22 protein-coding genes are annotated in these 21,880 nt (G+C 68.1%); 13 read left to right on the top strand and 9 right to left on the bottom strand.

What is annotated here, in order from left to right; all coding sequences use genetic code 11:
• Window positions 1-234: 234 nt before the first annotated feature.
• The 5 genes from E3O65_RS14025 to E3O65_RS14005 all read left to right on the top strand — a co-directional run bounded on the left by E3O65_RS14025 (window position 235) and on the right by E3O65_RS14005 (window position 5,888).
• Entirely contained in the window at window positions 235-1,446 is a 1,212-nt protein-coding gene (locus E3O65_RS14025; RefSeq protein ID WP_134364403.1) for an ABC transporter substrate-binding protein, read from the top strand.
• A gap of 94 nt (window positions 1,447-1,540) precedes the next feature.
• Window positions 1,541-2,527 carry a carbohydrate ABC transporter permease gene (locus tag E3O65_RS14020; RefSeq protein ID WP_134364350.1) on the top strand — a complete coding sequence of 329 codons (987 nt, stop codon included), beginning with the start codon at window positions 1,541-1,543 and terminating at the stop codon, window positions 2,525-2,527.
• Complete coding sequence (locus E3O65_RS14015) at window positions 2,524-3,366, top strand: carbohydrate ABC transporter permease (RefSeq protein ID WP_134364349.1); 843 nt, start codon at window positions 2,524-2,526, stop codon at window positions 3,364-3,366. The genes E3O65_RS14020 and E3O65_RS14015 overlap by 4 nt, the downstream gene beginning before the upstream one ends.
• A 41-nt stretch (window positions 3,367-3,407) precedes the next feature.
• Complete coding sequence (locus tag E3O65_RS14010; RefSeq protein ID WP_134364348.1) at window positions 3,408-4,820, top strand: GH1 family beta-glucosidase; 1,413 nt, start codon at window positions 3,408-3,410, stop codon at window positions 4,818-4,820.
• A 39-nt stretch (window positions 4,821-4,859) separates the two neighbouring features.
• Complete coding sequence (locus tag E3O65_RS14005) at window positions 4,860-5,888, top strand: LacI family DNA-binding transcriptional regulator (RefSeq protein WP_134364347.1); 1,029 nt, start codon at window positions 4,860-4,862, stop codon at window positions 5,886-5,888.
• 142 nt (window positions 5,889-6,030) lie between these two features.
• Here E3O65_RS14005 and E3O65_RS14000 read toward each other — a convergent pair whose 3' ends face one another.
• On the bottom strand, window positions 6,031-6,957 hold the full coding sequence (locus E3O65_RS14000) for an LLM class F420-dependent oxidoreductase (RefSeq protein ID WP_134364346.1): 927 nt from the start codon (window positions 6,955-6,957) through the stop codon (window positions 6,031-6,033).
• Window positions 6,954-7,916, bottom strand: coding sequence for a DNA-methyltransferase (locus E3O65_RS13995; protein WP_134364345.1), 963 nt, complete (start codon window positions 7,914-7,916; stop codon window positions 6,954-6,956). The genes E3O65_RS14000 and E3O65_RS13995 overlap by 4 nt, the downstream gene beginning before the upstream one ends.
• A gap of 34 nt (window positions 7,917-7,950) precedes the next feature.
• Here E3O65_RS13995 and E3O65_RS13990 point away from each other — a divergent pair, with 34 nt between their 5' ends.
• A complete protein-coding gene (locus E3O65_RS13990) occupies window positions 7,951-8,307 on the top strand; it encodes a GNAT family N-acetyltransferase (protein ID WP_134364344.1) in 357 nt (118 codons plus the stop codon).
• Window positions 8,308-8,317: 10 nt separating this feature from the next.
• Here E3O65_RS13990 and E3O65_RS13985 read toward each other — a convergent pair whose 3' ends face one another.
• Window positions 8,318-9,367 (bottom strand): lipoate-protein ligase LplAB, encoded by a 1,050-nt coding sequence (locus E3O65_RS13985; RefSeq protein ID WP_134364343.1) that lies wholly within the window; start codon window positions 9,365-9,367, stop codon window positions 8,318-8,320.
• Window positions 9,368-9,376: 9 nt separating this feature from the next.
• On the bottom strand, window positions 9,377-10,228 hold the full coding sequence (locus tag E3O65_RS13980; protein WP_134364342.1) for an alpha/beta fold hydrolase: 852 nt from the start codon (window positions 10,226-10,228) through the stop codon (window positions 9,377-9,379).
• 119 nt (window positions 10,229-10,347) lie between these two features.
• Between E3O65_RS13980 and E3O65_RS13975 the strand changes: the two genes are divergently transcribed.
• Together E3O65_RS13975 and E3O65_RS13970 are read left to right on the top strand one after the other, a co-directional pair.
• Window positions 10,348-10,824, top strand: a complete 477-nt coding sequence (locus E3O65_RS13975; protein WP_134364341.1) for a MarR family winged helix-turn-helix transcriptional regulator — start codon at window positions 10,348-10,350, stop codon at window positions 10,822-10,824.
• Window positions 10,825-10,829: 5 nt separating this feature from the next.
• Window positions 10,830-12,143, top strand: a complete 1,314-nt coding sequence (locus tag E3O65_RS13970; protein WP_422386432.1) for an MFS transporter — start codon at window positions 10,830-10,832, stop codon at window positions 12,141-12,143.
• A 150-nt stretch (window positions 12,144-12,293) separates the two neighbouring features.
• On the opposite strand, the gene E3O65_RS13965 is transcribed toward E3O65_RS13970, so the two are convergent.
• On the bottom strand, window positions 12,294-13,760 hold the full coding sequence (locus tag E3O65_RS13965; protein ID WP_134364339.1) for a peptide MFS transporter: 1,467 nt from the start codon (window positions 13,758-13,760) through the stop codon (window positions 12,294-12,296).
• Between the two features lie 117 nt (window positions 13,761-13,877).
• On the opposite strand from E3O65_RS13965, the gene E3O65_RS13960 reads away from it, so the two are divergent.
• The 3 genes from E3O65_RS13960 to E3O65_RS13950 all read left to right on the top strand — a co-directional run bounded on the left by E3O65_RS13960 (window position 13,878) and on the right by E3O65_RS13950 (window position 16,552).
• Window positions 13,878-14,273 (top strand): sortase, encoded by a 396-nt coding sequence (locus tag E3O65_RS13960; protein ID WP_134364338.1) that lies wholly within the window; start codon window positions 13,878-13,880, stop codon window positions 14,271-14,273.
• A 212-nt stretch (window positions 14,274-14,485) separates the two neighbouring features.
• Window positions 14,486-15,274 (top strand): FadR/GntR family transcriptional regulator, encoded by a 789-nt coding sequence (locus E3O65_RS13955; RefSeq protein ID WP_134364337.1) that lies wholly within the window; start codon window positions 14,486-14,488, stop codon window positions 15,272-15,274.
• Between the two features lie 18 nt (window positions 15,275-15,292).
• Complete coding sequence (locus E3O65_RS13950) at window positions 15,293-16,552, top strand: alpha-hydroxy acid oxidase (RefSeq protein WP_134364336.1); 1,260 nt, start codon at window positions 15,293-15,295, stop codon at window positions 16,550-16,552.
• A gap of 19 nt (window positions 16,553-16,571) precedes the next feature.
• Here the strand turns inward: E3O65_RS13950 and rocD are convergent, their stop codons facing one another.
• Together rocD and ddaH are read right to left on the bottom strand one after the other, a co-directional pair.
• Window positions 16,572-17,837 carry an ornithine--oxo-acid transaminase gene (gene rocD, locus E3O65_RS13945; protein ID WP_134364335.1) on the bottom strand — a complete coding sequence of 422 codons (1,266 nt, stop codon included), beginning with the start codon at window positions 17,835-17,837 and terminating at the stop codon, window positions 16,572-16,574.
• Window positions 17,810-18,688, bottom strand: coding sequence for a dimethylargininase (gene ddaH / locus E3O65_RS13940; protein WP_134364334.1), 879 nt, complete (start codon window positions 18,686-18,688; stop codon window positions 17,810-17,812). The genes rocD and ddaH overlap by 28 nt, the downstream gene beginning before the upstream one ends.
• 350 nt (window positions 18,689-19,038) lie before the next feature.
• Between ddaH and E3O65_RS13935 the strand changes: the two genes are divergently transcribed.
• A complete protein-coding gene (locus E3O65_RS13935) occupies window positions 19,039-19,476 on the top strand; it encodes an Lrp/AsnC family transcriptional regulator (protein WP_104099917.1) in 438 nt (145 codons plus the stop codon).
• 36 nt (window positions 19,477-19,512) lie between these two features.
• On the opposite strand, the gene E3O65_RS13930 is transcribed toward E3O65_RS13935, so the two are convergent.
• Window positions 19,513-20,286, bottom strand: coding sequence for an ABC transporter permease (locus tag E3O65_RS13930; protein WP_174722325.1), 774 nt, complete (start codon window positions 20,284-20,286; stop codon window positions 19,513-19,515).
• Between the two features lie 170 nt (window positions 20,287-20,456).
• Between E3O65_RS13930 and E3O65_RS13925 the strand changes: the two genes are divergently transcribed.
• Entirely contained in the window at window positions 20,457-20,819 is a 363-nt protein-coding gene (locus E3O65_RS13925; protein WP_134364333.1) for a GntR family transcriptional regulator, read from the top strand.
• Between the two features lie 31 nt (window positions 20,820-20,850).
• On the opposite strand, the gene E3O65_RS13920 is transcribed toward E3O65_RS13925, so the two are convergent.
• The gene (locus tag E3O65_RS13920; RefSeq protein ID WP_134364332.1) at window positions 20,851-21,819 is read right to left on the bottom strand and encodes an NAD-dependent epimerase/dehydratase family protein; all 969 of its coding nucleotides are present in this window, start codon (window positions 21,817-21,819) and stop codon (window positions 20,851-20,853) included.
• Window positions 21,820-21,880 lie beyond the last annotated feature (61 nt).

Raw genomic sequence — 21,880 nt, 5'->3', positions numbered from 1 at the left:
GACCAGTCGCCTCCGCCTCCGCCCCGTCTCGAGCACCATATGAGAGCGCTCTTTTGACAAACGACCAATCCGCGCACTAGCGTGATCACCAACACGTGAGAGCGCTCTCACAGAACTGATGAGAGCGGTTTCGCATCCACCCATCAGCACGCACACAAGGGAGTGACCGTGAAGCGTTTCCCACGCAGCACACTTGCAGTAACCGTCGCCGGAGCAGCATCCTTCGCATTGCTCATGTCCGGCTGTTCAGCCGGTGGCGGAACCGGGCAGTCGACAGACAAGAACGTCAAGCTGACCGTCGCCACCTTCAACGAATTCGGCTACGAGGACCTCTTCGCCGAGTACGAGAAGACCAACCCGAACGTCACCATCACGCACAAGAAGGCCGCCACGACCAACGAGGCCCGCGACAACCTCACGACCCGCCTCGCCGCCGGCAGCGGCCTGAGCGATGTCGAGGCCATCGAGGTCGACTGGCTGCCCGAACTGCTGCAGTACTCCGACCAGTTCGTCGACCTCACCTCCGACGAGGTCGAGGGCCGCTGGCTGGACTGGAAGTCCGACGCCGCCACGGATGCCGACGGCCGCCTGATCGCCTACGGCACCGACATCGGTCCGGAGGGCGTCTGCTACCGCTCCGACCTGTTCGCCGCGGCCGGTCTCCCGACCGATCGCGCCGAGGTCGCCACCCTCCTCGGCGGCAGCTGGGAGAGCTACTACGCAGCCGGAGAGAAGTTCGCTGCTGCCGGCACGAACGTGCCGTGGTTCGACTCGGCCGGAGCCACCTGGCAGGGCGTCGTCAACCAGATCCCCAACGCCTACGAAGAAGAAGACGGCACCATCATCGCCACCGAGAACCCGGAGGTGAAGGAGGCCTACACGAGCGTGCTCGCAGCCAGCGGCACCCTGTCGGCAAAACTCGGCCAGTGGAGCGACGACTGGACCGCCAGCTTCCAGAACGACGGCTTCGCCACCATGCTCTGCCCCGGCTGGATGCTCGGCGTGATCTCCGGCAACGCTGAAGGCGTCGCCGGCTGGGACATCGCCGACACGTTCCCGGGCGGCGGCGGCAACTGGGGCGGCTCGTACCTGACCGTTCCCGAGCAGTCCAAGAACCAGGTCGAGGCGCAGAAGCTCGCCGCCTGGCTGACCGCCCCGGAGCAGCAGCTCAAGGCGTTCGAGTCCAAGGGCACCTTCCCGAGCCAGGTCGACGCTCTCGCGAGTGACGAACTCCTCGGCGCCACGAACGAGTTCTTCAACGACGCGCCGACCGGTGAGATCCTCGCCAACCGCGCCGCTGCGGTCGACGTGACCCCGTTCAAGGGCGAGTTCTACTTCGCGATCAACGACGCCATGCAGCAGGCGCTCACTCGCGTCGAAGACGGATCGATGACGCCCGACGAGTCGTGGGCGCAGTTCACCACTGACGTCGAATCGCTCGGCTAAACAGCACCATTCACCGGTTGACCGGTCGAGACCCTCTGGTCTCGACCGGTCCGACCCCCGGGTTTAGACAAGCTCAACCACCGAAGGACTGTCCATGACTACCGCCGCCGCCGCCGAGGTGAATGCCCGCAGCATCCGCCGCATCGCCCTTAGCCATAAACTCAGCCGCTGGGACGTGCGCTTCTCGCCGTACCTCTACATCTCCCCGTTCTTCATCGTCTTCGCAGTCATGGGCCTTTTCCCGCTGCTATACACGGCGTGGGTATCGGTGCACGACTGGAACCTCATCGGCGGCCAAGGCGACTTCGTCGGATTGGACAACTTCGTCACGGTGCTGACTCAGGGATACTTCTGGAACTCCCTCCGCAACACGTTCAGCATCTTCCTGCTTTCGAGCATCCCTCAGGTGCTGCTCGCGCTCGGCATCGCCGCCGTTCTCGACTTCAACCTACGCGGCAAGACCTTCTGGCGCATGGGCGTTCTGCTGCCCTACGTCGTGGCCCCGGTCGCGGTGGCGCTGATCTTCAACGACCTGTTCGGCGACAAGTTCGGCCTCATCAACAGCGGGATCATGAGTCTCGGCCTCGAGCCCATTCGCTGGCACGTCGACGTGATCCCCAGCCATATCGCCATCGCCACAATGGTGAACTTCCGCTGGACCGGCTACAACGCCCTCATTTTCCTGGCCGCCATGCAAGCAGTCCCCCGCGACTACTACGAGGCCGCCATCATCGACGGCGCCAACCGCTGGCGCACCTTCCGGTCGATCACCCTGCCGCTGCTGCGACCGATCATCATTTTCGTCATCTTGACCTCGACCATCGGCGGGCTGCAGATCTTCGACGAGGCACGCATGTTCGACAACCTCGGCCAGGGTGGCGCCAGTCGACAGTGGCAGACGCTCACCCTGTACATCTACGAACTCGGCTGGGGCCAACGCAACTTCGGCCGGGCATCCGCTGTCGCCTGGCTTCTCTTCCTGATCATCATCCTTATCGCCGTGATCAACTTCCTCATCACCCGGCGCATCGCGGGCACCGCCGACCGCAAGCTGCGTGTCCGCGCGAAAGGCATCTCATGAGCAAGACCATCATCGGCGGCCACGACCGTCGGCCGTCCCTCTGGGTCTACGGCATCCTCATTGCGGTTCTCCTCGGTTCCGCCTTCCCGATCTGGTGGTCGTTCCTGATCGGCAGTCAGGACGCGTCCGCGCTGAACCAGAACGGGATGATGTGGATTCCGGGCGGTAACTTCTTCGCCAATGCGGCCACGGTCATCGACAGCATCCCGTTCTGGACGGCCCTCGGCAACAGCATCATCGTGTCGTCCGTGGTGTCGCTCACCGTCGTGATGTTCTCGACCCTCGCCGGCTACGCCTTCGCAAAGCTCAAATTCCGTGGCCGAGAAGGACTGCTCATCTTCGTGATCGCGACCATGGCCGTGCCGACCCAGCTCGGTGTCGTGCCGCTGTTCATCGTCATGTCGAGGCTTGGCTGGACGGGCAGCCTCTGGGCCGTGATCGCGCCGGCCATGGTGACAGCGTTCGGAGTCTTCTGGATGACCCAGTACCTGCGCGACGCGCTGCCCGACGAACTGATCGAGGCAGTGCGAATGGACGGCGCATCGATGATCCGCAGCTTCTGGCACATCGGCCTCCCGGCCGCCCGACCAGCCGCTGCGATGCTCGCCCTCTTCACCTTCATCGGCACCTGGACGAACTTCTTCTGGCCGTTCATCGTGCTCGGGCCGGGAAACCCCACCCTCCCCGTGGCGCTGCAGCAGTTGCAGGCCGCGTTCTACGTGGACTACTCCCTCGTTCTCGCCGGCGTCGTCCTGTCGATCATCCCGCTGATCCTGGTCTTCATCTTCCTGGGCAAGCAGCTGGTTGCCGGCATCATGCAGGGCGCGGTCAAGGGATGACCGCGGTACTGAACCTTTCCACCGTGAACCAGAATATGGATATGACCTCTCACGCTCGCTCCTTCCCGCCCGCATTCCTGTTCGGAGCGGCAACGGCCGCCTACCAGATCGAGGGTGCCGCCCACGAGGACGGGCGCACGGATTCCATCTGGGACACCTTCAGCCGCGTGCCGGGCGCCGTCATCAATGCCGACAACGGGGACGTCGCCTGCGACCACTACCACCGCTATCAGGACGACGTCGCCCTGATGAAGGACCTGGGGCTGCAGACCTACCGTTTCTCCACCTCCTGGTCGCGGGTTCGGCCCGACGGCGGGCCGGTCAACCCCAAAGGCGTCGACTTCTACTCCCGGCTGGTCGACGAACTCCTCGGCGCCGACATCAAGCCGTGGCTGACCCTTTACCACTGGGACCTCCCGCAGGCACTGGAGGAGAAGGGCGGCTGGGCCAACCGCGACACCGCCGAACGATTCCGTGACTACGCACTCACGGTGCATGACACCCTCGGTGACCGCGTGGGCGTATGGACGACCCTCAACGAGCCGTGGTGCTCCTCCTTCCTGAGCTATACCGCCGGCGCTCACGCCCCCGGGCGCCAGAGCCCCCGGGACGGCCTGGCCGCCGCGCACCACCTGCTTCTGGGCCACGGTCTTGCGGTCGAGGCGCTGCGCGAACGCGATCCCGCCCTCGAGCTGGGCATCACGCTCAACCTCACAGTCGCGAAGCCGGTCGACCCTGCCCGGGCCGGAGACGTGGACGCCGCCCGCCGTATCGACGGGCAGTTCAACCGCATCTTCCTCGACCCGATATTCCGCGGTTCCTACCCGGAGGACGTGCTCCAGGATGTCGCCGCCTTCGGACTGACTGATTTCGTCCACGAGGGAGACCTGGCTCAGATCAACCAGCCGATCGACACGCTCGGCGTCAACTATTACCACGGCGACCTCGTCAGCGATCGCCCGGCGGAGCATCCGTTGCTGGCGCAGGCGCCGACCAGCCGCCCCACCCGCTCGCCGTACCCGGCGGCCGACGGCGTCTTCGACCACCCGCAGGGGCTGCCGCTGACGGCCATGGAGTGGGAGATCCAGCCCGACGGGCTGCGCGAGCTTCTCGTGCGCGTCAACACCGAATACGCGGCCCCGACCGGAACGAGCCTGTACGTCACCGAGAACGGCGCTGCCTTCGACGACGTCGTCGCCGAGGACGGCAGCATTCCGGATGTCCGACGCACTGAATTCCTCACCGCCCACCTGGGTGCCATCCTCGACGCGATCGATGAGGGTGTCGACGTCAAGGGCTACTTCTACTGGTCGCTGATGGACAACTACGAGTGGGCCTGGGGCTATGAGAAGCGCTTCGGCATCGTGCGGGTCGACTATGAGACCCAGGAGCGCTTCGTCAAGGACAGCGGCAGAGCCTACGCCGACATCATCCGCAACCGCGCCATCTCCTGATCGGAATGGCAATGGCCGCCGGCGAATTAGACTGACGCCATGACTACCAGTGTGCGCCAGGCGCGTCCGTCGCAGCCCACCCTGGAAATGGTGGCGGAGGTGGCTGGGGTCTCCCGGGCCACCGTGAGCCGGGTGGTGAACGGGTCGACGAAGGTCAGCCCTGAGATCGTGACCTCGGTGACGAAGGCCATCAACGAGCTCAACTACGTTCCGAACCGTGCGGCGCGCTCGCTGGCGAGTCGGCAGACCGAGGCCGTGGCCTTGGTCGTGCCCGAGGACATGACCCGGTTCTTCGGAGACCCCTATTTCGCAGCGGTCGTCCAGGGCATCACCCGCCGCCTCGACCAGAGCGACTACACGCTCAACCTGCTCGTCGCCTCGAGCGACCCGCGGCACAAGACTCTTCGTTACCTGCGCTCGGGCAACGTCGACGGCGCCCTCATCATCTCGCACCACACCGGTGACGATTTCGTAGCCGAGCTCGAGACGACCATGCCGGTGGTCTTCGGCGGCCGGCCGTCGAACGCCGACGACCTCGACGCCTTCTTCGTCGACGTCGACAACGCGGCAGGTGCCGAGACGGGCACCCAGCGCCTGATCGACATCGGGCGCCGTCGCATCGGCTCGATCTCCGGGGCCGTGGACATGCCGGCTGGAATCGACCGCCTCACCGGATTCAGGCGCACTCTCGAGCGGGCCGGGCTGCCCGCGGATGCCGTCGAGCTCGCCGACTTCACGGCCGCCGGCGGTGCGGCAGCCACCCGCCGACTGCTCGAGCGATGCCCCGATATCGACGGGCTCTTCGTGGCGAGCGACCTGATGGCCACCGGCGCCGTTGCCGTACTGCGCGAGTACGGCCGCTCGGTGCCCGAGGACGTGGCCATGGTCGGGTTCGACGACAGCCCGGCCGCAGTGAGCGGCCCGGTGCCGTTGACCACCGTGAGCCAGCCGTCCGAGGAGATGGGCTTCGCGATGGCGGACATCCTGCTGCGCCGCCTCGCCGGCGATGAGAGCATGCCGCACCGCACCCTGATGCCGACCCGGTTGGTGCTGCGCGAGTCCGCCTAACCCTGACACCGTGTCGGTCGGGAGCGACGGCACTCTCTGCCGGACTGGGCACTCCGCGGGGGTTGCGCCGCTACGCGCGCGGCGTGCCGGCAGCGCAGCGGCGCAGCACGCGCGCGGCGGGACGGCAGCGGCGGGACGGCGATCAGGCGAGCTGGGGCATGACCTCGCGGGCGAGGAAGTCCAGGTGGTCGAGGTCGGACAGGTCCATGATCTGCAGGTAGACGCACTCGACGCCGTCGATGGCGAGGGCGCCGAGCCGGTCCACAACCTCGGACGCGGTGCCGGCCACACCGTGCGCCCGCAGTTCGGCGGGTTCCCGGCCAACGGCCGCAGCACGCCGGGCGAACTCGGCCTCGTCGGCGCCCGCGACGGCGATCAGCGCCGCCGAGTAGACGAGCTCACGGGGATCACGGCCGATGGTCTCGCAGGCCGCACGCACGCCGGCGAACTTGGCCGGGACATCCGTGAACTCGGGGAACGGCAGGTTGAACTCGGTGGCGAAACGAGCCGCCATGGCGGGGGTGCGCCTGGCGCCGCCGCCACCCACGATCACCGGGATGCGCGCCTGCACGGGCTTGGGCAGCGCGGGCGAGTCCACGAGCGTGTAGTGCTTTCCGGCGAAGCTGTAGCGGTCGCCGACCGGGGTCTCCCAGAGCCCGGTCACGATCTCCAGCTGCTCCTCGAGCATGCCGAACCGCTTGGCCGGAAACGGGATGCCGTAGGCCAGGTGCTCCTGCTCGAACCAGCCGGTGCCGAGGCCGAGCTCGACCCGCCCGCCGGACATCTGGTCGACCTGCGCCACCTGGATCGCGAGGATCCCCGGCGGGCGGTAGGTCACCGACGAAACCAGGGTGCCCAGACGGATGCGCCGGGTCTCCCGAGCGAGACCGGCCAGGGTGGTCCAGGCATCCGTCGGTCCAGGCAGAGCAGATGCCGTGTCGCCCATGGCGAGGTAGTGGTCGGAGCGGAAGAACGCGTCGAAGCCGAGCGTCTCCGTGGCCTGGGCCACGGCCAGGATGTCATCGTAGGTGGCACCCTGCTGCGGTTCGGTGAAAATGCGGAGTCTCATGCTCCCAGTCTTGCCTCGGCCCCGTCGGAGGCGAAATCGGGCAGCGGGGACCGTGCCTGTTCGAGCTCGGGCAGGAACTCCACTTCCGGCAGCAGCGCGAAGCGTGAGCGCATGACTTGGATCGACTCGGGGTTCTGGTCCACCAGCACGAACCGGCGGCCGAGGGCTGCGGCGACGGCGCCGGTCGTGCCGCTGCCGGCGAAGAAGTCGAGCACCCAGTCCCCCTCGCGGCTGGACGCCTGGATCATGCGGCGCAGGATGCCGACGGGCTTCTGGGTGGGATACCCGGTCTTCTCCTTGCCGGTGGGCGACACGATGGTGTGCCACCAGACATCCGTCGGCAGCTTGCCCTTCGCGACCTTCTCGGGCGTGACCAGCCCGGGCGCCATGTAGGGCTCCCGGTCGACCGTGGTCGAGTCGAAGTAATACCGGGCCGGGTTCTTCACGTAGACCAGGATCGTGTCGTGCTTGGTCGGCCAACGGTTCTTCGACTTCGCGCCGTAGTCGTAGGCCCAGATCAGCTCGTTCAGGAAGCAGTCCCGGCCGAACAGAGCATCGAGCAGCACCTTGGCGTAGTGCGCCTCGCGATAGTCGAGGTGCAGGTACAGAGTTCCGTCGTCGGCGAGGAGCCGCCAGGCCTCGATCAGGCGCGGCTCGAGGAAGGCCCAGTAGTCCTCGAACTGGTCGTCGTAGCCCAGCAGGTCACCCTTGATCCGCTCGTAGCGCTGCCCCTTGAAGCCCGTGATGGTGCCGGCCGCACTCGCACCGAGGGCAACGGATGCCGCCTGTGCCGGCGCTCGAACCGACGTCGTGCTCTGCCGGTTCTGCTTGCGTCCCGTGTTGAACGGCGGGTCCAGGTAGATGAGCGTGAAGGCCCCGTCGGGCAGGTGCGGGAGCACGTCGAGGTTGTTCGCGTGGACGACACGGTTGGATGAGGAGGGAGACCACGCGGTTGGCATTCCCTCATTGTGTCAGGCACCCTACGCTGAGGGGATGACAACAGACGCTGCGGCCCCGGAATCCACCACGGAATCGACCGAGACGACCACCGAGGAATCGAGCTCGGTCGAGTTCCGCCACGAACCCGCCCTCGCCCGGTACACGCTGGAGCTCGCCGGTACCACCGTGGGTTTCGCCGACTACGAGGTCGCCGGCCAGGAAGTGCTGTTCACGCATGTCGAGGTGGACCCGACGCACCGGGGCGAAGGGTTGGCGGGCATCCTGGTCGAGCAGGCGCTCGACGACGTGCGCACCCGCACCACGCTCACCGTCGTGCCGGTGTGCCCCTACGTCGTGCGCTGGATCGACCTGCACGCCGAGTACCAGGATCTGCTGACGCGCGGAAGATAGCCACCCGCGCCTAGGGGACCCGGCCGATCCACTCCTCGGTGCTGAATTTGGTCTCGACCAGTTCGGCGGCCCGGGCGTATTCCGCTTCGGTGATCTCGCCCGTGACCGCGCCGTACAGCCCGGTGAAGGTGGTCTTCATTCGGTCGATGATCGCGTCCCGGCTGAGGCCGGTCTGGCTGCGCAGCGGGTCGACGCGCTTTGCGGCGCTCGTGATGCCCTTGTCACTGAGTTTCTCGCGGCCGATGCGGAGCACCTGCACCATCTTGTCGCCGTCCATGTCGTAGCTCATGGTGACGTGGTGCAGCACGGCACCACTGCCGAGGCGCTTCTGGGCGGCGCCGCCGATCTTGCCCTTGGGGCTCGTGATGTCGTTCAGCGGCTGGTAGTACGCGTCGATGCCCAGCGATTTGAGGGCAGTGAGCACCCACTCGTCGAGAAAGGCGTAGGAATCGGCGAACGTCATGCCCTGCACGAGGTCCGTCGGCGCATAGATGGAATAGGTGATGACCGAGCCGGCCTCCATGAACATGGCACCGCCGCCGCTGATCCGGCGCACGACGGTGAAACCGTGCTTGGCGGCCTGCTCCGCGTCGACCTCGTTCTTGAGGGACTGGAAGCTGCCGATCACCACTGCCGGTTCCGTCCATTCCCAGATCCGGAGCGTCGGACTACGGCGCCCCTCGCCGACCTCGATCGCGAGAACCTCGTCGAGCGCCATCTGCATGACGGGGGCGACCGCCTTGGTGTGGATCAGCTGCCATTCGTAGTCCCGCCAGCCGCTGGCGCGAGCGAGCGAGCGTCGGACGGCCACCGCGACCGACTCGGGTGAGAACCCGAGCAGGGTGGCCTGCGCCGGAAGCGCGGCACGCACGGCGGCGGCGATGCTCACGGCGTCGCTGTCGGCGGGCAGTCCGTTCACGGCCGCATTGATGTCGCCGAGCGCGCTGTCGGGCTCGAGGAAGAAGTCACCGGCCAGTCTGAAGTTGACGATCGCGTTGTCGACGACGTCGAGATCGACGACGACGAGTTTGCCGCCTGGAACCTTATATTCACCGTGCATGACGCCAGCCTAATCGGCGCGCACGGCATATCGCTCGCCTAGCCACCCGATCAGGTCGTCGAAGACGTCCGCACGGTTCGTCTCGTTGAACACCTCGTGCCGGGCGCCCGGGTAGACGATGACACGGATGTCCTTGAGCCCCGACCGCCCGGAATAGGCCCGAACCAGCCTGCGAACGCTGCGCTCCCCGCCCACGATGTCGTCGCCGCCGACCAGGATCAGCAGCGGCAGGTCCGGCGGCAGGCCGCGGCTCGGCCTGCCGAGGAGGCGCGCTGCCTCGCGCAGCCCGAACAGCTTCGCCAGCGGGGTCGTGGTCGTGAGCGGGTCGGCGATGAAGGCGCGAGCCACCTCAGGGTCGCGGCTGAGCCACTCCACCCCGGTGTCACCCAGGTGCTTGTGCCGGCGGTTCAGGTCGCCGCTGTCGAGGTAGCCGGGCATCCGGTAGGCCGTTCCACTGAGCACGACCGCGTCGTAGTCCGCGGCGTGCGCATTGACGATCATCTGCACCATGAACGACCCCCAGCTGTGCCCGAGGAGCACGAGCGGCAGGTCAGGGTGGGCGGCACGGATGATCCCGCTCAGCTGGTGCACCCCGGCGACGGCCGCGCGCAGGCCTCCCGGGCCGAGACGGCCGAGGCAGGTCAGGTCGCCGTCGTACTGGTGAACGCCGGTGTGACCGTGGCCACGGTGATCGTCGGCGTAGACGGAGTAGCCGGCGGCGTTCAGGCGGGCGGCGAGTTCCGCGTAGCGCTGCGCATGCTCACCGACCCCGTGGGCGATCTGGACGATGGCCCGAGGGCGATCGACGGCCCAGGTGAAATACGTGATCGAGACGCCGAAGTCATCCGTGTAAGTAGGCACGGGGCCAGTCTGGCAGTACTCGTCCTGCTCGTCTGCTGGTTGCAGTCCATTGCAGCCAACCTGAACTAGGCTGCGAACAGGGAATACTTAGCAAGGCTAAGTGGTTAGGGTGTGTACCCATGGAATCTTCACCGTCAGCTCTCACGTCAGATGCAGCCCCAACCGGCGATCGGCGCACGACGGTTGCCGAGTTGAGCCACGACTTCAGGCTGGCCAACGGCCGCCTGGCCCGGCGCCTGCGGCAGGAGAAGGCCGACAACGAACTGAGCAGCAGCCAATTCTCGGCCCTCGGCACCATTTTCTTCCAGGGTCCCTTCACCCTCCGCGAGCTCAGCGAGCATGAGCGGGTCACTCCACCGTCGATGAATCGGACGGTCAACGCGCTGGTCGAGGCGGGCCTCGTCAACCGGGCCGGCTCGGTTGACGACGGTCGCAAGGTGGTGCTCACGGTGACCGACCAGGGGCGCAGTCTGATGCGGGAGACCCGCAAGCGCCGGGATGCCTGGCTCGCCCAGCGCATCGTGAAACTGACCCCCGATCAGCGCCGGGTGCTCACCGAGGCCGTCGACATCATGAAGGAGCTCGCCAACAGTTGAGTACCATGTTCCGCTCCCTGAGCGTCCCGAACTATCGAATCTGGTTCGCGGGCGCTCTGGTGTCGAACATCGGAACGTGGATGCAGCGCACCGCCCAGGACTGGATCGTTCTGACGGAACTGACCGACCACAACGCCACGGCAGTGGGCATCGTGATGGCGCTGCAGTTTGGGCCCCAGCTTGTGCTGATGCCGTGGTCGGGCCTGATCGCCGACCGGTTCGACCGGCGCCGGCTGCTCATCCTGACCCAGAGCGTGATGGGACTGCTGGCGCTCGGGCTGGGTCTGATCACGGTCACCGGAGTGGTCGAGCTGTGGCACGTCTACCTCTTCGCCCTCGGGCTCGGCATCGTGGCGGCCATCGACGCGCCGGCCCGCCAGACTTTCGTGTCGGAGCTGGTCTCCGACGACAACCTCTCGAACGCCGTGGCACTCAACTCCGCTTCATTCAACGGCGCCCGCCTCTTCGGCCCCGCCGCCGCCGGCCTATTGACGGTGGCCGTGGGTGCCGGTTGGGTGTTCATGATCAACGCCGTGACCTTCGCCGCCACGGTGTTCGCGATGACGCTGCTGCGCACCGCGCAACTGCGCCGGCAGCCACGCGCCCCCCGAGAGCGCGGCCAGTTGCTGGCCGGTTTCCGCTATGTCTCCCACCGACCCGACATCGTCGTCGTGCTGATCACAGTCTTCCTGGTGGGCACTTTCGGGTTCAACTTCGCGATCTTCACGGCGACCATGGCGACCGTCGAGTTCGGTATGGGCGCCAGTGAATTCGGCCTGCTCAGCTCGATCATGGCGATCGGCTCCGTGGCGGGAGCCCTGCTCAGCGCCCGGCGCAGCCGACCGCGACTCCGGCTCGTCGTGGCCGGGTCTTTCGTGTTCGGGCTCTCCTGCGCCCTGGCTGCCGTGATGCCCAACTACGTGACGTTCGCCATCTCCCTGACCCTCGTGGGCCTGTCATCGCTGACCCTGATGACCACCGCGAACGCGTATGTGCAGACCACCACGCGGCCGGCCATGCGCGGCCGCGTAATGGCGCTCTACATGGCGATCTTCGCCGGCGGCACTCCGCTCGGGGCGCCTCTGGTCGGCTGGGTGGCCGACCAGTTCGGCCCGCGCTGGGCCCTCGGCGTCGCAGCGCTCTCGGGCATCCTGGCGGCCGCGGCGGTGCTGTTCTGGATGGTGCGGTACCGGAGCCTGCGGGTGAGGATCCGCCGGGGCGTGTCTCCCCGGATACGGGTGCACCACGACGGCGACGGCCGAGACGCCGAGACGGCCACCCGCGAGATCGCCATAGTCGAGGCCACGGCCACCCGCTAGCCTGCTGATCATCCGGACCGGCGGAACGGCAGCCGTTGGCGGCGGCAGGAGATCTCTAATGTTCGTATTCGACTCCGCCCATTCGCGCACCCCTCACCGCCGTCGGTTCACCGGATGCCGGCCCCTGCCCGTCGGTTCGCCGGAGGTCGGTCAGCGCACGCCGTTCATCAGCCGCAGGATCGGGCGGGCGATCAGCGCGAGCAGCAGGCCGAGCACGATCGCGACTCCGCCGATGACGCTGAAGTAGACCGTCTCCGGCACCGTGGTGTACCACTCGGCGAGCCAGCCGGACATCGCGCTGCCCAAAGCGATCGAGAGGAAGAACAGCGCGACCATCTGGGTCTTGAACGGCTCGGGCGCCAGCCGCGTCGTGACGGCCAGCCCAACCGGGCCGATCATCAATTCCGCCACCGTGAGCACGAAGAGGATCACGATCATCGCGACCAGAGGAGTCGAGTTCGCGCCGCCGTCGACGAACGGAAGGAACAGGAGGAATGCGGCGCCCATCAGCGCGGTGCCGGCTGCGAACTTGACCGGAGTGGACGGCTGACGGGAACCCCAGCCGGTCCACAGCGCGGCGAAAACGCCGGAGAGCAAGATGATGAAGACCGGGTTGAACGACTGCACCCACGACACGGGCAGCTCCCACCCGAACACGTCCCGGTTGAGCCGCTCGTCGGCGTAGATGGTGACCACCGTGAACTGCTGCTGGGAGAGGGACCAGAACGCGGCGCTGGCCACGAACAGGGGCATGAAGGCGTAGACGCGCTTGCGTTCGATGGCGGTGATCTGCCGGTTGCGCAGGATCACCACGAAATAGGAGACCGTCGCCACCAGAGTCAGCGCGATCACGATGGTGACGAGGCCGGATGCCGTGATCCCGCCCAGCAGCACCAGCACCACGATCAGGGCGATGGCCGCGATCATGGCCCAGAGGTACGCTGCGTAACGCGAGGCCGGCAGCGGGTTCGGAACCTCGTGCACGATCGCCGGCAGCCGTTTGCGGCCGAAGGAGTACTGCACCAGGCCGATCGCCATACCCACGGCCGCGAGGCCGAATCCGTAGTGGAAGCCGAGGGTCGTCTGCAGCAGCCCGGTCAGGACCGGCCCGAAGAACGCGCCCAGGTTGATCCCGAGGTAGAAGAGGGAGAATCCCGCGTCGAGTCGAGGGTCGTCCTTGGCATAGAGCGCCCCCACGACGCTCGTCGCGTTGGCCTTGAGCCCGCCGCTGCCGATGGCGATCAGGATGAGCCCCGCCACCACCCCGGCGGCGCCCGGCAGCAACGCCAGGGCCAGGTGGCCCACGGCGATCACGATCGCGCTGTAGAACAGCACCCGCTCGGAACCCAGCAGGCGGTCGGCGATCCAGGCGCCCAGGATGGTCGACAGGTAGACGCCGCCGCCGTACGCCCCCACGATGCCGGCCGCGGTGGCCTGCGGGATGCCGAGGCCGCCGTCGGCCGCGGAGTAGTACAAATACAGCAGCAGGATGCCCTGCATCCCGTAGAAGGAGAAGCGCTCCCACATCTCCACGCCGAACACATTGGCGAGGGAACGGGGCTGGCCGAGGAAGCTTCGGTCGTCACGTGGAGGGGCTTGTTCAACAACCGAGGACATTGCTTGACCTTACCGCTTGCCCCCAGAATCGGGGGCATCGGCGCCGTTGCGGCACCCGGCCACGGGGCACGATACGATTTGCCCGGTACCGTTAGAACCTCTGGAGAAAGGGCCGGCATGGACGCTCTATCGCTGGTCTCACTTCTCAGCGAGGTACTGACCCTGGTCGGACTCGTCGTCGGCGGAGTCCTCTTCGCAGCCGGCCTGGTCGTGCGCGGCGTGAAAGGCCGCTGGATGCTGACGGACGGCGTCATCGCCTCCTCGCCGGCGGGCACGGTCATCCGTTGGTTCGACCGTGACGGAGACGTGCACGAGTGTCCCGCCGACACGCACGAGACGCACCGGCTCGCGCCCGGCGAGGACGTGCCGGTCTGGTTCAACCTCCGCACTCCCTCCCGGTGCCGCACGCACACCCCCGAGGCAGAGGGCCGGGCCCTGCGCCTCACTGGACTGATCCTGCTCGGTATCGGCGCCGCGTCCGGTGTGCTCGGCATCGTGCTGCTCTTCGTCTGACCCGCCGGCGGCCGCCGCCCCTGAGAGGCGGCCTGCCCTGCCCAAGATTTTCATTCAGACCGGGGACGCCACCGAGACGCTGGAGGTGTTCAACCCGCACCAGCGCCTACTCGAATCGGGCTGCGAGGTGCACGTCGTCGCCCGCGCGAGGCTTCATCCCTGTAGCATGTGGTCAGACCACACCCCACCACCCCAATGTCGAGGAGGAGACCGTGAGCGCTGTGCTTCGCGCCTGGGAAACCGTGCTGCAGAGCATCGAGCTGGATCTGCTCAGCGGACGGCTCCGACCCGGCGACCACCTCCCACCCGAACGTGCCCTCGCCGCCGAGCTGGGCGTCGGACGCTCCAGCGTGCGCGAGGCCATCCGGGTGCTCGAGGTGCTCGGACTGCTGCGCACCTCCTCCGGATCGGGCCCCGGCGCGGGTGCGATCATCGTGGCCCTTCCTGGCGGCGGCATGTCGGCGCTGATGCGCCTGCAGGTGGCGGCCCATGGGTTCCCCGTCGCTGACGTGGTCAAAACCAGGCTCGTGCTCGAGGCGTCGGTCGTGACCGAGCTTGCCGAGGCATCCGCGCAGGCCGACTCGACCATGGTGGCCACCGTGTCGCTGCGTCCGAATCTGTCGACCCCCGTGCAACTGCTGGACGCGATGGAGTCCCCCACACTCACCGAGGCGGAGTTCCTGACCCTTGACGCCGAATTCCACCTGGCCCTGGCGGAGGCCTCCGGAAACCAGGTCGTCACCGCCACGATGGCCGGGCTCCGCAGCGCGATCGAGGGCTACGCCAGGGCCGGCGCGACCGGCCTCGCCTCCTGGGCGCACACCTCGATCCGGCTCAGGGCCGAACACCGCGCGATCGTCGCCGCGATCGAGGCCGGTGACGCCCCGGCGGCCCGCAGCCTCGTGCACGACCACATCGCCGGCTACTACGCCGAAACCCACCAGACCCACCTCCTCGCCGCCCACCACACGGATGCCTCCGGGCAGCCGGTGGCCCGATAGAAGAACGGACACATCCCAATGGTTCAACGCCGCATCCCGAAGATCAAAGACCTCGCCCCGCTGATGCACTTCAAGACCCCCGAGCTGAACGCGAAGAAGCGCCGGCTCGAAAGCGCACACACGATCTACGACCTGCGGAACATCGCCAAGCGGCGCACCCCGAAGGCCGCATTCGACTACACCGACGGTGCTGCCGAGGCCGAGCTGTCGCTGGGCCGCGCCCGCCAGGCCTTCGAGGACATCGAGTTCAACCCGTCGATCCTGCGGGACGTGTCGACCGTCTCGACCGGCTGGGACGTGCTCGGAGCCCCCGTGGCGCAGCCGTTCGGCATCGCCCCGACGGGCTTCACCCGGATGATGCAGACCGAGGGCGAGATCGCGGGTGCCCACGTGGCCGCCCGGGCCGGCATCCCCTTCTCCCTGTCGACAATGGGCACCACATCGATCGAGGACGTCAAGGCCGCCAACCCCCACGGGCGCAACTGGTTCCAGCTGTACATGTGGAAGGACCGTGACCGGTCGATGGCTCTGGTCGACCGGGCCGCACAGGCCGGCTTCGACACCCTGCTGGTGACCGTGGATGTGCCCGTCGCCGGCGCCCGTCTTCGCGACAAGCGCAACGGCTTCTCGATCCCGCCGGCCCTGACCGCCGGAACCGTCATCAACGCACTGCCGCGGCCGGAGTGGTGGATCAACTTCCTCACCACCGAGCCGCTCGCCTTCGCATCGCTCGATCGCTGGAGCGGCACGGTCGCCGACCTGCTCGACACCATGTTCGACCCCACCGTCACCTTTGAGGACCTCGCCTGGATCAAGGCGCAATGGCCCGGCAAGATCGTCGTCAAGGGCGTGCAGAGCCTGGCGGATGCGCGCACCCTCGCCAACCTCGGCGTGGACGGCATCATCCTCTCGAACCACGGGGGCCGCCAGCTCGACCGTGCCCCGATCCCGTTCCACCTACTGCCGCAGGTCGTGCGCGAGGTGGGCCGCGAGTACGAGGTGCACCTGGACACGGGCATCATGAGCGGTGCCGATATTGTCGCGTCCGTCGCCCTCGGCGCCCGGTTCACCCTCATCGGCCGCGCCTACCTCTACGGTCTGATGGCCGGCGGCGAGGCCGGCGTCGACCGGGCCGTCTCAATCCTGTCCGAGCAGGTGTCGCGCACGATGCGGCTGCTCGGCGTGAACTCCCTGGAGGAGCTCGAGCCCGGTCACGTCACTCAGCTCGCCCGGCTCGGCCGGATCGCGCCGCCCGTCACGGCATCCGTCGACGTCTAGCGCCCGACCGTCGGATCGGCTACGCCTCCGCGAGCACGGCGGCGAGCTGTTCCACGGCCCAGTCGAGGTCGGCCTCGGAGACCACGATCGGGGGAGCCAGGCGAATGGTCGACCCGTGGGTGTTTTTCGCGAGCACGCCGCGAGCAAGGAGGGCTTCGCAGACCGCCCGGCCGGAGGCCAGCTTCGGGTCGATGTCGACGCCGGCCCACAGGCCCGCGCCGCGCACGGCCAGAACGCCCTGGCCGATCAGCCCGGTCAGCCTGTCGTGCAGGCGGGCGCCGAGCACGCGGGCACGCTCCTGCTGCTCTCCGGTGCCGAGCAGCTCCACCACGGCGAGGCCGACTGCCGCCGCCAGCGGGTTGCCGCCGAAGGTCGAGCCGTGCTCGCCGGGGTGCAGCACGCCCAGCACGTCGCGGTTGCCGACGACCGCGGACACCGGCACGATGCCGCCGCCGAGGGCCTTACCGAGCAGGTAGAGGTCGGGAACGACGCCCACCAGGTCGCAGGCGAAGGTCGCTCCCGTGCGACCGAGGCCGGACTGGATCTCGTCGGCGATGAACAGTACATTGTGCCGCGTCGTGATCTCGCGCACGGCGGGCAGGTAGTCCGCCGGCGGCACGACGATGCCGGCCTCACCCTGGATGGGCTCGAGTAGCACCGCCACCGTGTTCTCATCGATCGCGGCCTCGAGCGCCGCGGCATCCCCGTAGGGCACCGTGCGGAACCCGGGCGTGAACGGCCCGAAGTCCGTGCGGGCCGACTCGTCGTCGGAGAAGCTGATGATCGTGGTGGTTCGGCCGTGGAAGTTCTCCTCGGCCACGATGATGTTGGCCTTCCCGGCGGCGACGCCCTTGACCCGGTAGCCCCAGGCGCGAGCCACTTTGATGCCGGACTCAACCGCTTCGGCGCCCGTGTTCATCGGCAAGACCATATCCTTGCCGGCAAGAGCGGCGAGCGCGGTCACGAACGGGCCGAGCTGGTCGTTGTGGAAAGCGCGGCTGGTGAGCGTGATGCGGCCCAGCTGCTTGCGGGCGGCCTCCAGCAGGAGCGGGTTCGAGTGCCCGAAGTTGACCGCGGAGTACGCGGCGAGGCAATCCAGGTAGCGGCGGCCGTCGACATCCGTCACCCACGCGCCGTCACCGGAGGCGACGACGACGGGCAGCGGATGGTAGTTGTGGGCCGCGTGCTCGTCTTCCAGCGCGATGTACCCGGCCTGGCCGAGCGCGGTCACCGTGGCGGGTGTTGTCGTCTGATCGGTCACCGGCGCAGCTCCAGCGTGCAGCATTTCACTCCTCCGCCGCCGAGCAGCAGCTCGGACAGGTCGAGCCCGATCGGGTTGAAGCCGCGGGCGCGCAGCTGGCGCTCGAAGTCCTTCGCCCGGGCGGCGATGACCACGTTGTAGCCGTCGGAGTAGGAGTTGAGGCCGAGGATGGCCGCGTCCTCCTCGGTGACGATGATGGCGTCAGGGAACCGCTCGCGCAGGATGGCAAGGCTGGGCTCGTCGAACGCGCTCGGCAGGTAGGCGATCTCGCCGTTGCCCGTGGCCGGTGACGCGTCGAGCACGGCGATGGCCGTGTCCAGGTGGTAGAAGTTCGGGTTGATCAGGTTGAGCGTGATCACCGGGCGGCCGTAGATCGCGGCGACCTCTGCGTGGCTGTCGGAGGCACTGCGGAAGCCGGTGCCCGCGAGGATCACGTCTCCCACGAGGAGGAAGTCACCCTCGCCCTCTTGGATCTCGACGGGCACGCGCACGTCGAAGCCGTGGGCGCCGAACCAGTCCATGTAGGCCGGCCCCTCCGGCTGGCGTTCGGCGTAGGTGAAGGCTGCGCCGTAGGCCACGTTGTCGATGACGAAGCCGCCGTTGGCCGCGTAGACCATATCCGGCAGACCCTCCACCGGGTCGATCAGGTGCACGTCGAAGCCGAGTCCCACATAGGTGTCGTAGAGCGTCTGCCACTGGGCGACGGCCAGCGCGGTGTCAGTGGGTATGGCCGGGTCCATCCAGGGGTTGATGCGGTAGACGACGGTGAAGTAGTCGGGCTTGCACATCAACACGGTGCGCTTGACGGGCGTGCGCACGGGCTGGTCCGGCGAGACGAGCTCGTCCGGGTTCGGGGCGGTGAGGTTGGTCGACATGGTGACTCCTTCGGCGGCCATCCGCCCTCTTCGGGTGAGGTCGGCTGGCGGGGTGGATGGCGGACCAGGTCACTCACGAGAGCTCTGCCGGTCACGAGGACAACCCCGGCAGAGACGCCGGTTCCAGTTTCACACAGCCTGATTCGGAGTTGCACGCTAATTTGCGCCGAAAACATGCGCGCTTTCGACCGTTCGCGCAAGTTTCTGCCGCACGAGGCAACGACGGATGCCCCAAGCCGGCCCGTCTGCCGGCCTAGCACCACGCAGCTATCGAGTGATTAGCGCCCACGGGCGCTGCTTTTCTGCGTGGGTACGTGCGTCAGCGCAACGATGCCCCCTAGACTCTCGGCATGGACAACCTTGACCGTGGCATTCTCGACCTGCTCCGCCAGAATGCTCGGGCGGGCTACGGCGATATCGGCTCGGTCGTGGGGCTGTCGGCTTCGGCCGTGAAGCGCCGGGTCGACCGGCTCGTCGCCGACCGCGTCATCCGTGGTTTCACCATCCAGGTGGATCCGGCCATCGACGGCATGAGCACCGAGGCCTACGTCGAGCTCTTCTGCCGTGGCACCGTCGCGCCTGAGGAACTGCTGCGCATCCTCTCCGGGGTGCCGGAGGTCGTGGACGCCGGAACGGTCACCGGTAGCGCTGACGCCATCGTCCACATCAGGGCCAGGGACATCCCCGGCCTCGAGGCGGCGCTGGAGAAGGTGCGCCTGGCCCCCAACGTGGACCACACGCGCAGCGCGATCGTGCTCTCCCGGCTGATCCACCGCTCGGCGGAATAGCGGCCCGCCGACGCGTCCGAGCGCGAGCCCGGGGCGCTAGCCGGGAACCGGAGCCGGACGACGAGTAACGGGGGCGAGCAGATGGATCAGGGTGACGGCCGCGATCGATCCGGCGCAGAGGATGCCGGCGAGCACCACGATCTGGAATCGCCCGGCCTCGAGCGGTGAGGCCCCGCCGAAGATGGCGCCCACGAAGGCTCCCGGCAGCGTGACCAGCCCGGTGGTCTTCGTCTGGTCGGTCGAGGGGATCAGGGCGAAGTACACCGCGCGGCGGGCGAGCTCCCGGGTGGCCTGGCGCGGGGTTCCGCCGAGGGCGAGCCAGCCCTCGACCTCCTCCCAGTGCTCGGTGACGCCCTCGGTAAAGCGCCGACCGGAGAGTGTGGCGATCGACATGGCGTTGCCGATGATGATGCCGCCGAATGACAAGACGTACCGCGGCGTGAACTCGAGTGCCCCGGTGCCGAAGACCACGAGGAGGGCGACCGCCACGCCCAGGCCCATCGCGGCGGCCACCCAGGCCGCGTGCCGCGGGGTGGCTCCGATCCGACGGGTCACCGTGGCGACCGCCGCCGCGAACATGACGGCCAGACCCACGCCCACCCAGAGCGGGTCGGAGATGATGCCGCTCAGGATCAGGCTGATCGCGGCGAGCTGCAGGGCTCCGCGCAGCACGGCGAGCGCCGGGGCGAACGGATGCGGCACCCGGTAGGTTCGCAGCACCACCGTGACGATCGCGATGAGCAGTACGACACCCAGCAGGGTCGGCGCCAGTCCGGCCAGCTGTTCAGGGAGGTCACGGGGCCAGGTCACGTATCGAGCCTAGCGAGCCGCCGCGCCGGGTCGCCGCCGATCCGGGCCATCGGTTGCCACAGGAGAGTTCCGTGGCTAGCTTGATACACAACCGGAACAACGGATGCCCATGAATTCGCTCGCCATCTCCGTGCTGAATCTCGTGCGAGCCTGGTCGGAATTGGAACGCCGTGATCTTGACGATTGACCCACAGGTCCCCATCCCGCCCTATGAGCAGTTGCGGGCGCAGGTGATCGAGGGAGTGCGCACCGGCACGCTGTCGCCGGGTGACAAGCTGCCCACCGTGCGCCGGCTCGCCGCGGACCTCGGCCTGGCGCCGAACACGGTCGCACGCGCCTACCGGGAGCTGGAGCAGGACGAGGTGATCGAGACCCGCGGACGGCTGGGCTCCTTCATCGCCGCGACGGGGGATGCCACGCACAGGCAGGCGCAACTGGCCGCGATCGCGTACGCCGAACGGGTGCGGTCCCTCGGCCTGCCCGCAGAGGAGGCGCTGGAGATCGTGCGGGCGGCCCTGCGCATCCGTTCGTAGGTATGCGTTCGTAGGGATTCGTTCGTGGGGCCTAGCGCCCGTACGACGCGGCCAGGCGCCGGAAGCCCTCGTCGAGGCTCACCGCGGGCTTCCAGTGCAGCTCGGACCGGGTGCGACGCTGGTCGAACCAGTGCGCGGTCGAGAGCTGCTCGGCCAGGAACCGTGTCATCGGCGGCTCGTCGGCCCCCGGGCGGATATGCCAGGCTGCCTCGATCAGCGCCCCGGCACAGCGGGCGGCCCCGGCCGGCACCCGCCAGGCCGGGGCAGGCACCCCCGCGGCGGCGCACATCCCGGCGAGCAGCTCGGCGACCGGCCGCGGCTCCCCGTTCGTGATCACGTAGGAGCGCCCGTGCACGGCGGCGGCTTGCTCGAGGGCGGCGGCGATGGCCGAGGCTGCGTTGTCGATGTAGGTGGTGTCGATCAGGGCTGCGCCGTGGCCGAGCAGGGGCAGGCGCTTGGCCCGGGCGCGCTCCACGATCCGGGCCACGAGCTGGGTGTCCCCGGGACCCCAGACCAGGTGCGGGCGCACAGCGACCACGCGCAGATCGGCCGAGTCGGCGGCGAGCGCGAGCAGTTCGGCCTCGGCCTTGGTGCGGGCGTAGGGCCCGCGGGCACGGGCCGGATCGGCCGGTTCGGCGTCGCTGCCGATGATGGATGTCCCGGCATGGGCGACCGAGGGCGACGACACGAAGACGAAACGGGAGGCTCCGGCATCCGCGGCCGCGGCTAGCAGTGCGCGGGTCCCGCCCACGTTCACGGCGGAGAAATCGGCCGGACTTCCCGCGAGCGACACCTTCGCGGCCAGGTGCACGACCGCGTCCATTCCGGCGACGGCGCGCAGCACCTCGTCGGGCGCGGTGACCGAGCCGAGCAGGTCGGTCACGCCGGGCACGCCCGACGGGCGACGCTGAAAAGCGCGCACATCATGCCCGGCGGCCGCGATCTCGGTCGCGACGGCCCGGCCGAGGAAACCGCTGGCCCCGGTCACGAGCACCCTCACGGCAGCACCGTCACGGCAGCACCGTCGGCGAAGACACGCTGCGCGGGTGCTGCGCCGCTGC

Source organism: Cryobacterium breve, from assembly GCF_004402375.1.
Taxonomy (GTDB): domain Bacteria; phylum Actinomycetota; class Actinomycetes; order Actinomycetales; family Microbacteriaceae; genus Cryobacterium; species Cryobacterium breve.
Note: the sequence above shows the minus strand (reverse complement) of the source record. Positions and strands in the feature narration are given on the sequence as shown.

Bases quoted from the DNA above. Each gene is read 5' to 3' on its own strand.
- E3O65_RS13965 (WP_134364339.1), bottom strand. From the start codon at position 13,760: ATGTCCTCGGTTGTTGAACAAGCCCCTCCACGTGACGACCGAAGCTTC.
- E3O65_RS13975 (WP_134364341.1), top strand. From the start codon at position 10,348: ATGGAATCTTCACCGTCAGCTCTCACGTCAGATGCAGCCCCAACCGGC.
- E3O65_RS13970 (WP_422386432.1), top strand. From the start codon at position 10,830: ATGTTCCGCTCCCTGAGCGTCCCGAACTATCGAATCTGGTTCGCGGGC.
- E3O65_RS14020 (WP_134364350.1), top strand. From the start codon at position 1,541: ATGACTACCGCCGCCGCCGCCGAGGTGAATGCCCGCAGCATCCGCCGC.
- E3O65_RS14000 (WP_134364346.1), bottom strand. From the start codon at position 6,957: ATGAGACTCCGCATTTTCACCGAACCGCAGCAGGGTGCCACCTACGAT.
- E3O65_RS13995 (WP_134364345.1), bottom strand. From the start codon at position 7,916: ATGCCAACCGCGTGGTCTCCCTCCTCATCCAACCGTGTCGTCCACGCG.
- ddaH (WP_134364334.1), bottom strand. From the start codon at position 18,688: ATGTCGACCAACCTCACCGCCCCGAACCCGGACGAGCTCGTCTCGCCG.
- E3O65_RS13990 (WP_134364344.1), top strand. From the start codon at position 7,951: ATGACAACAGACGCTGCGGCCCCGGAATCCACCACGGAATCGACCGAG.
- E3O65_RS13985 (WP_134364343.1), bottom strand. From the start codon at position 9,367: ATGCACGGTGAATATAAGGTTCCAGGCGGCAAACTCGTCGTCGTCGAT.
- E3O65_RS13960 (WP_134364338.1), top strand. From the start codon at position 13,878: ATGGACGCTCTATCGCTGGTCTCACTTCTCAGCGAGGTACTGACCCTG.
- E3O65_RS13935 (WP_104099917.1), top strand. From the start codon at position 19,039: ATGGACAACCTTGACCGTGGCATTCTCGACCTGCTCCGCCAGAATGCT.
- E3O65_RS13950 (WP_134364336.1), top strand. From the start codon at position 15,293: ATGGTTCAACGCCGCATCCCGAAGATCAAAGACCTCGCCCCGCTGATG.
- E3O65_RS14015 (WP_134364349.1), top strand. From the start codon at position 2,524: ATGAGCAAGACCATCATCGGCGGCCACGACCGTCGGCCGTCCCTCTGG.
- E3O65_RS14005 (WP_134364347.1), top strand. From the start codon at position 4,860: ATGACTACCAGTGTGCGCCAGGCGCGTCCGTCGCAGCCCACCCTGGAA.
- E3O65_RS14010 (WP_134364348.1), top strand. From the start codon at position 3,408: ATGACCTCTCACGCTCGCTCCTTCCCGCCCGCATTCCTGTTCGGAGCG.
- rocD (WP_134364335.1), bottom strand. From the start codon at position 17,837: ATGCTGCACGCTGGAGCTGCGCCGGTGACCGATCAGACGACAACACCC.
- E3O65_RS14025 (WP_134364403.1), top strand. From the start codon at position 235: ATGTCCGGCTGTTCAGCCGGTGGCGGAACCGGGCAGTCGACAGACAAG.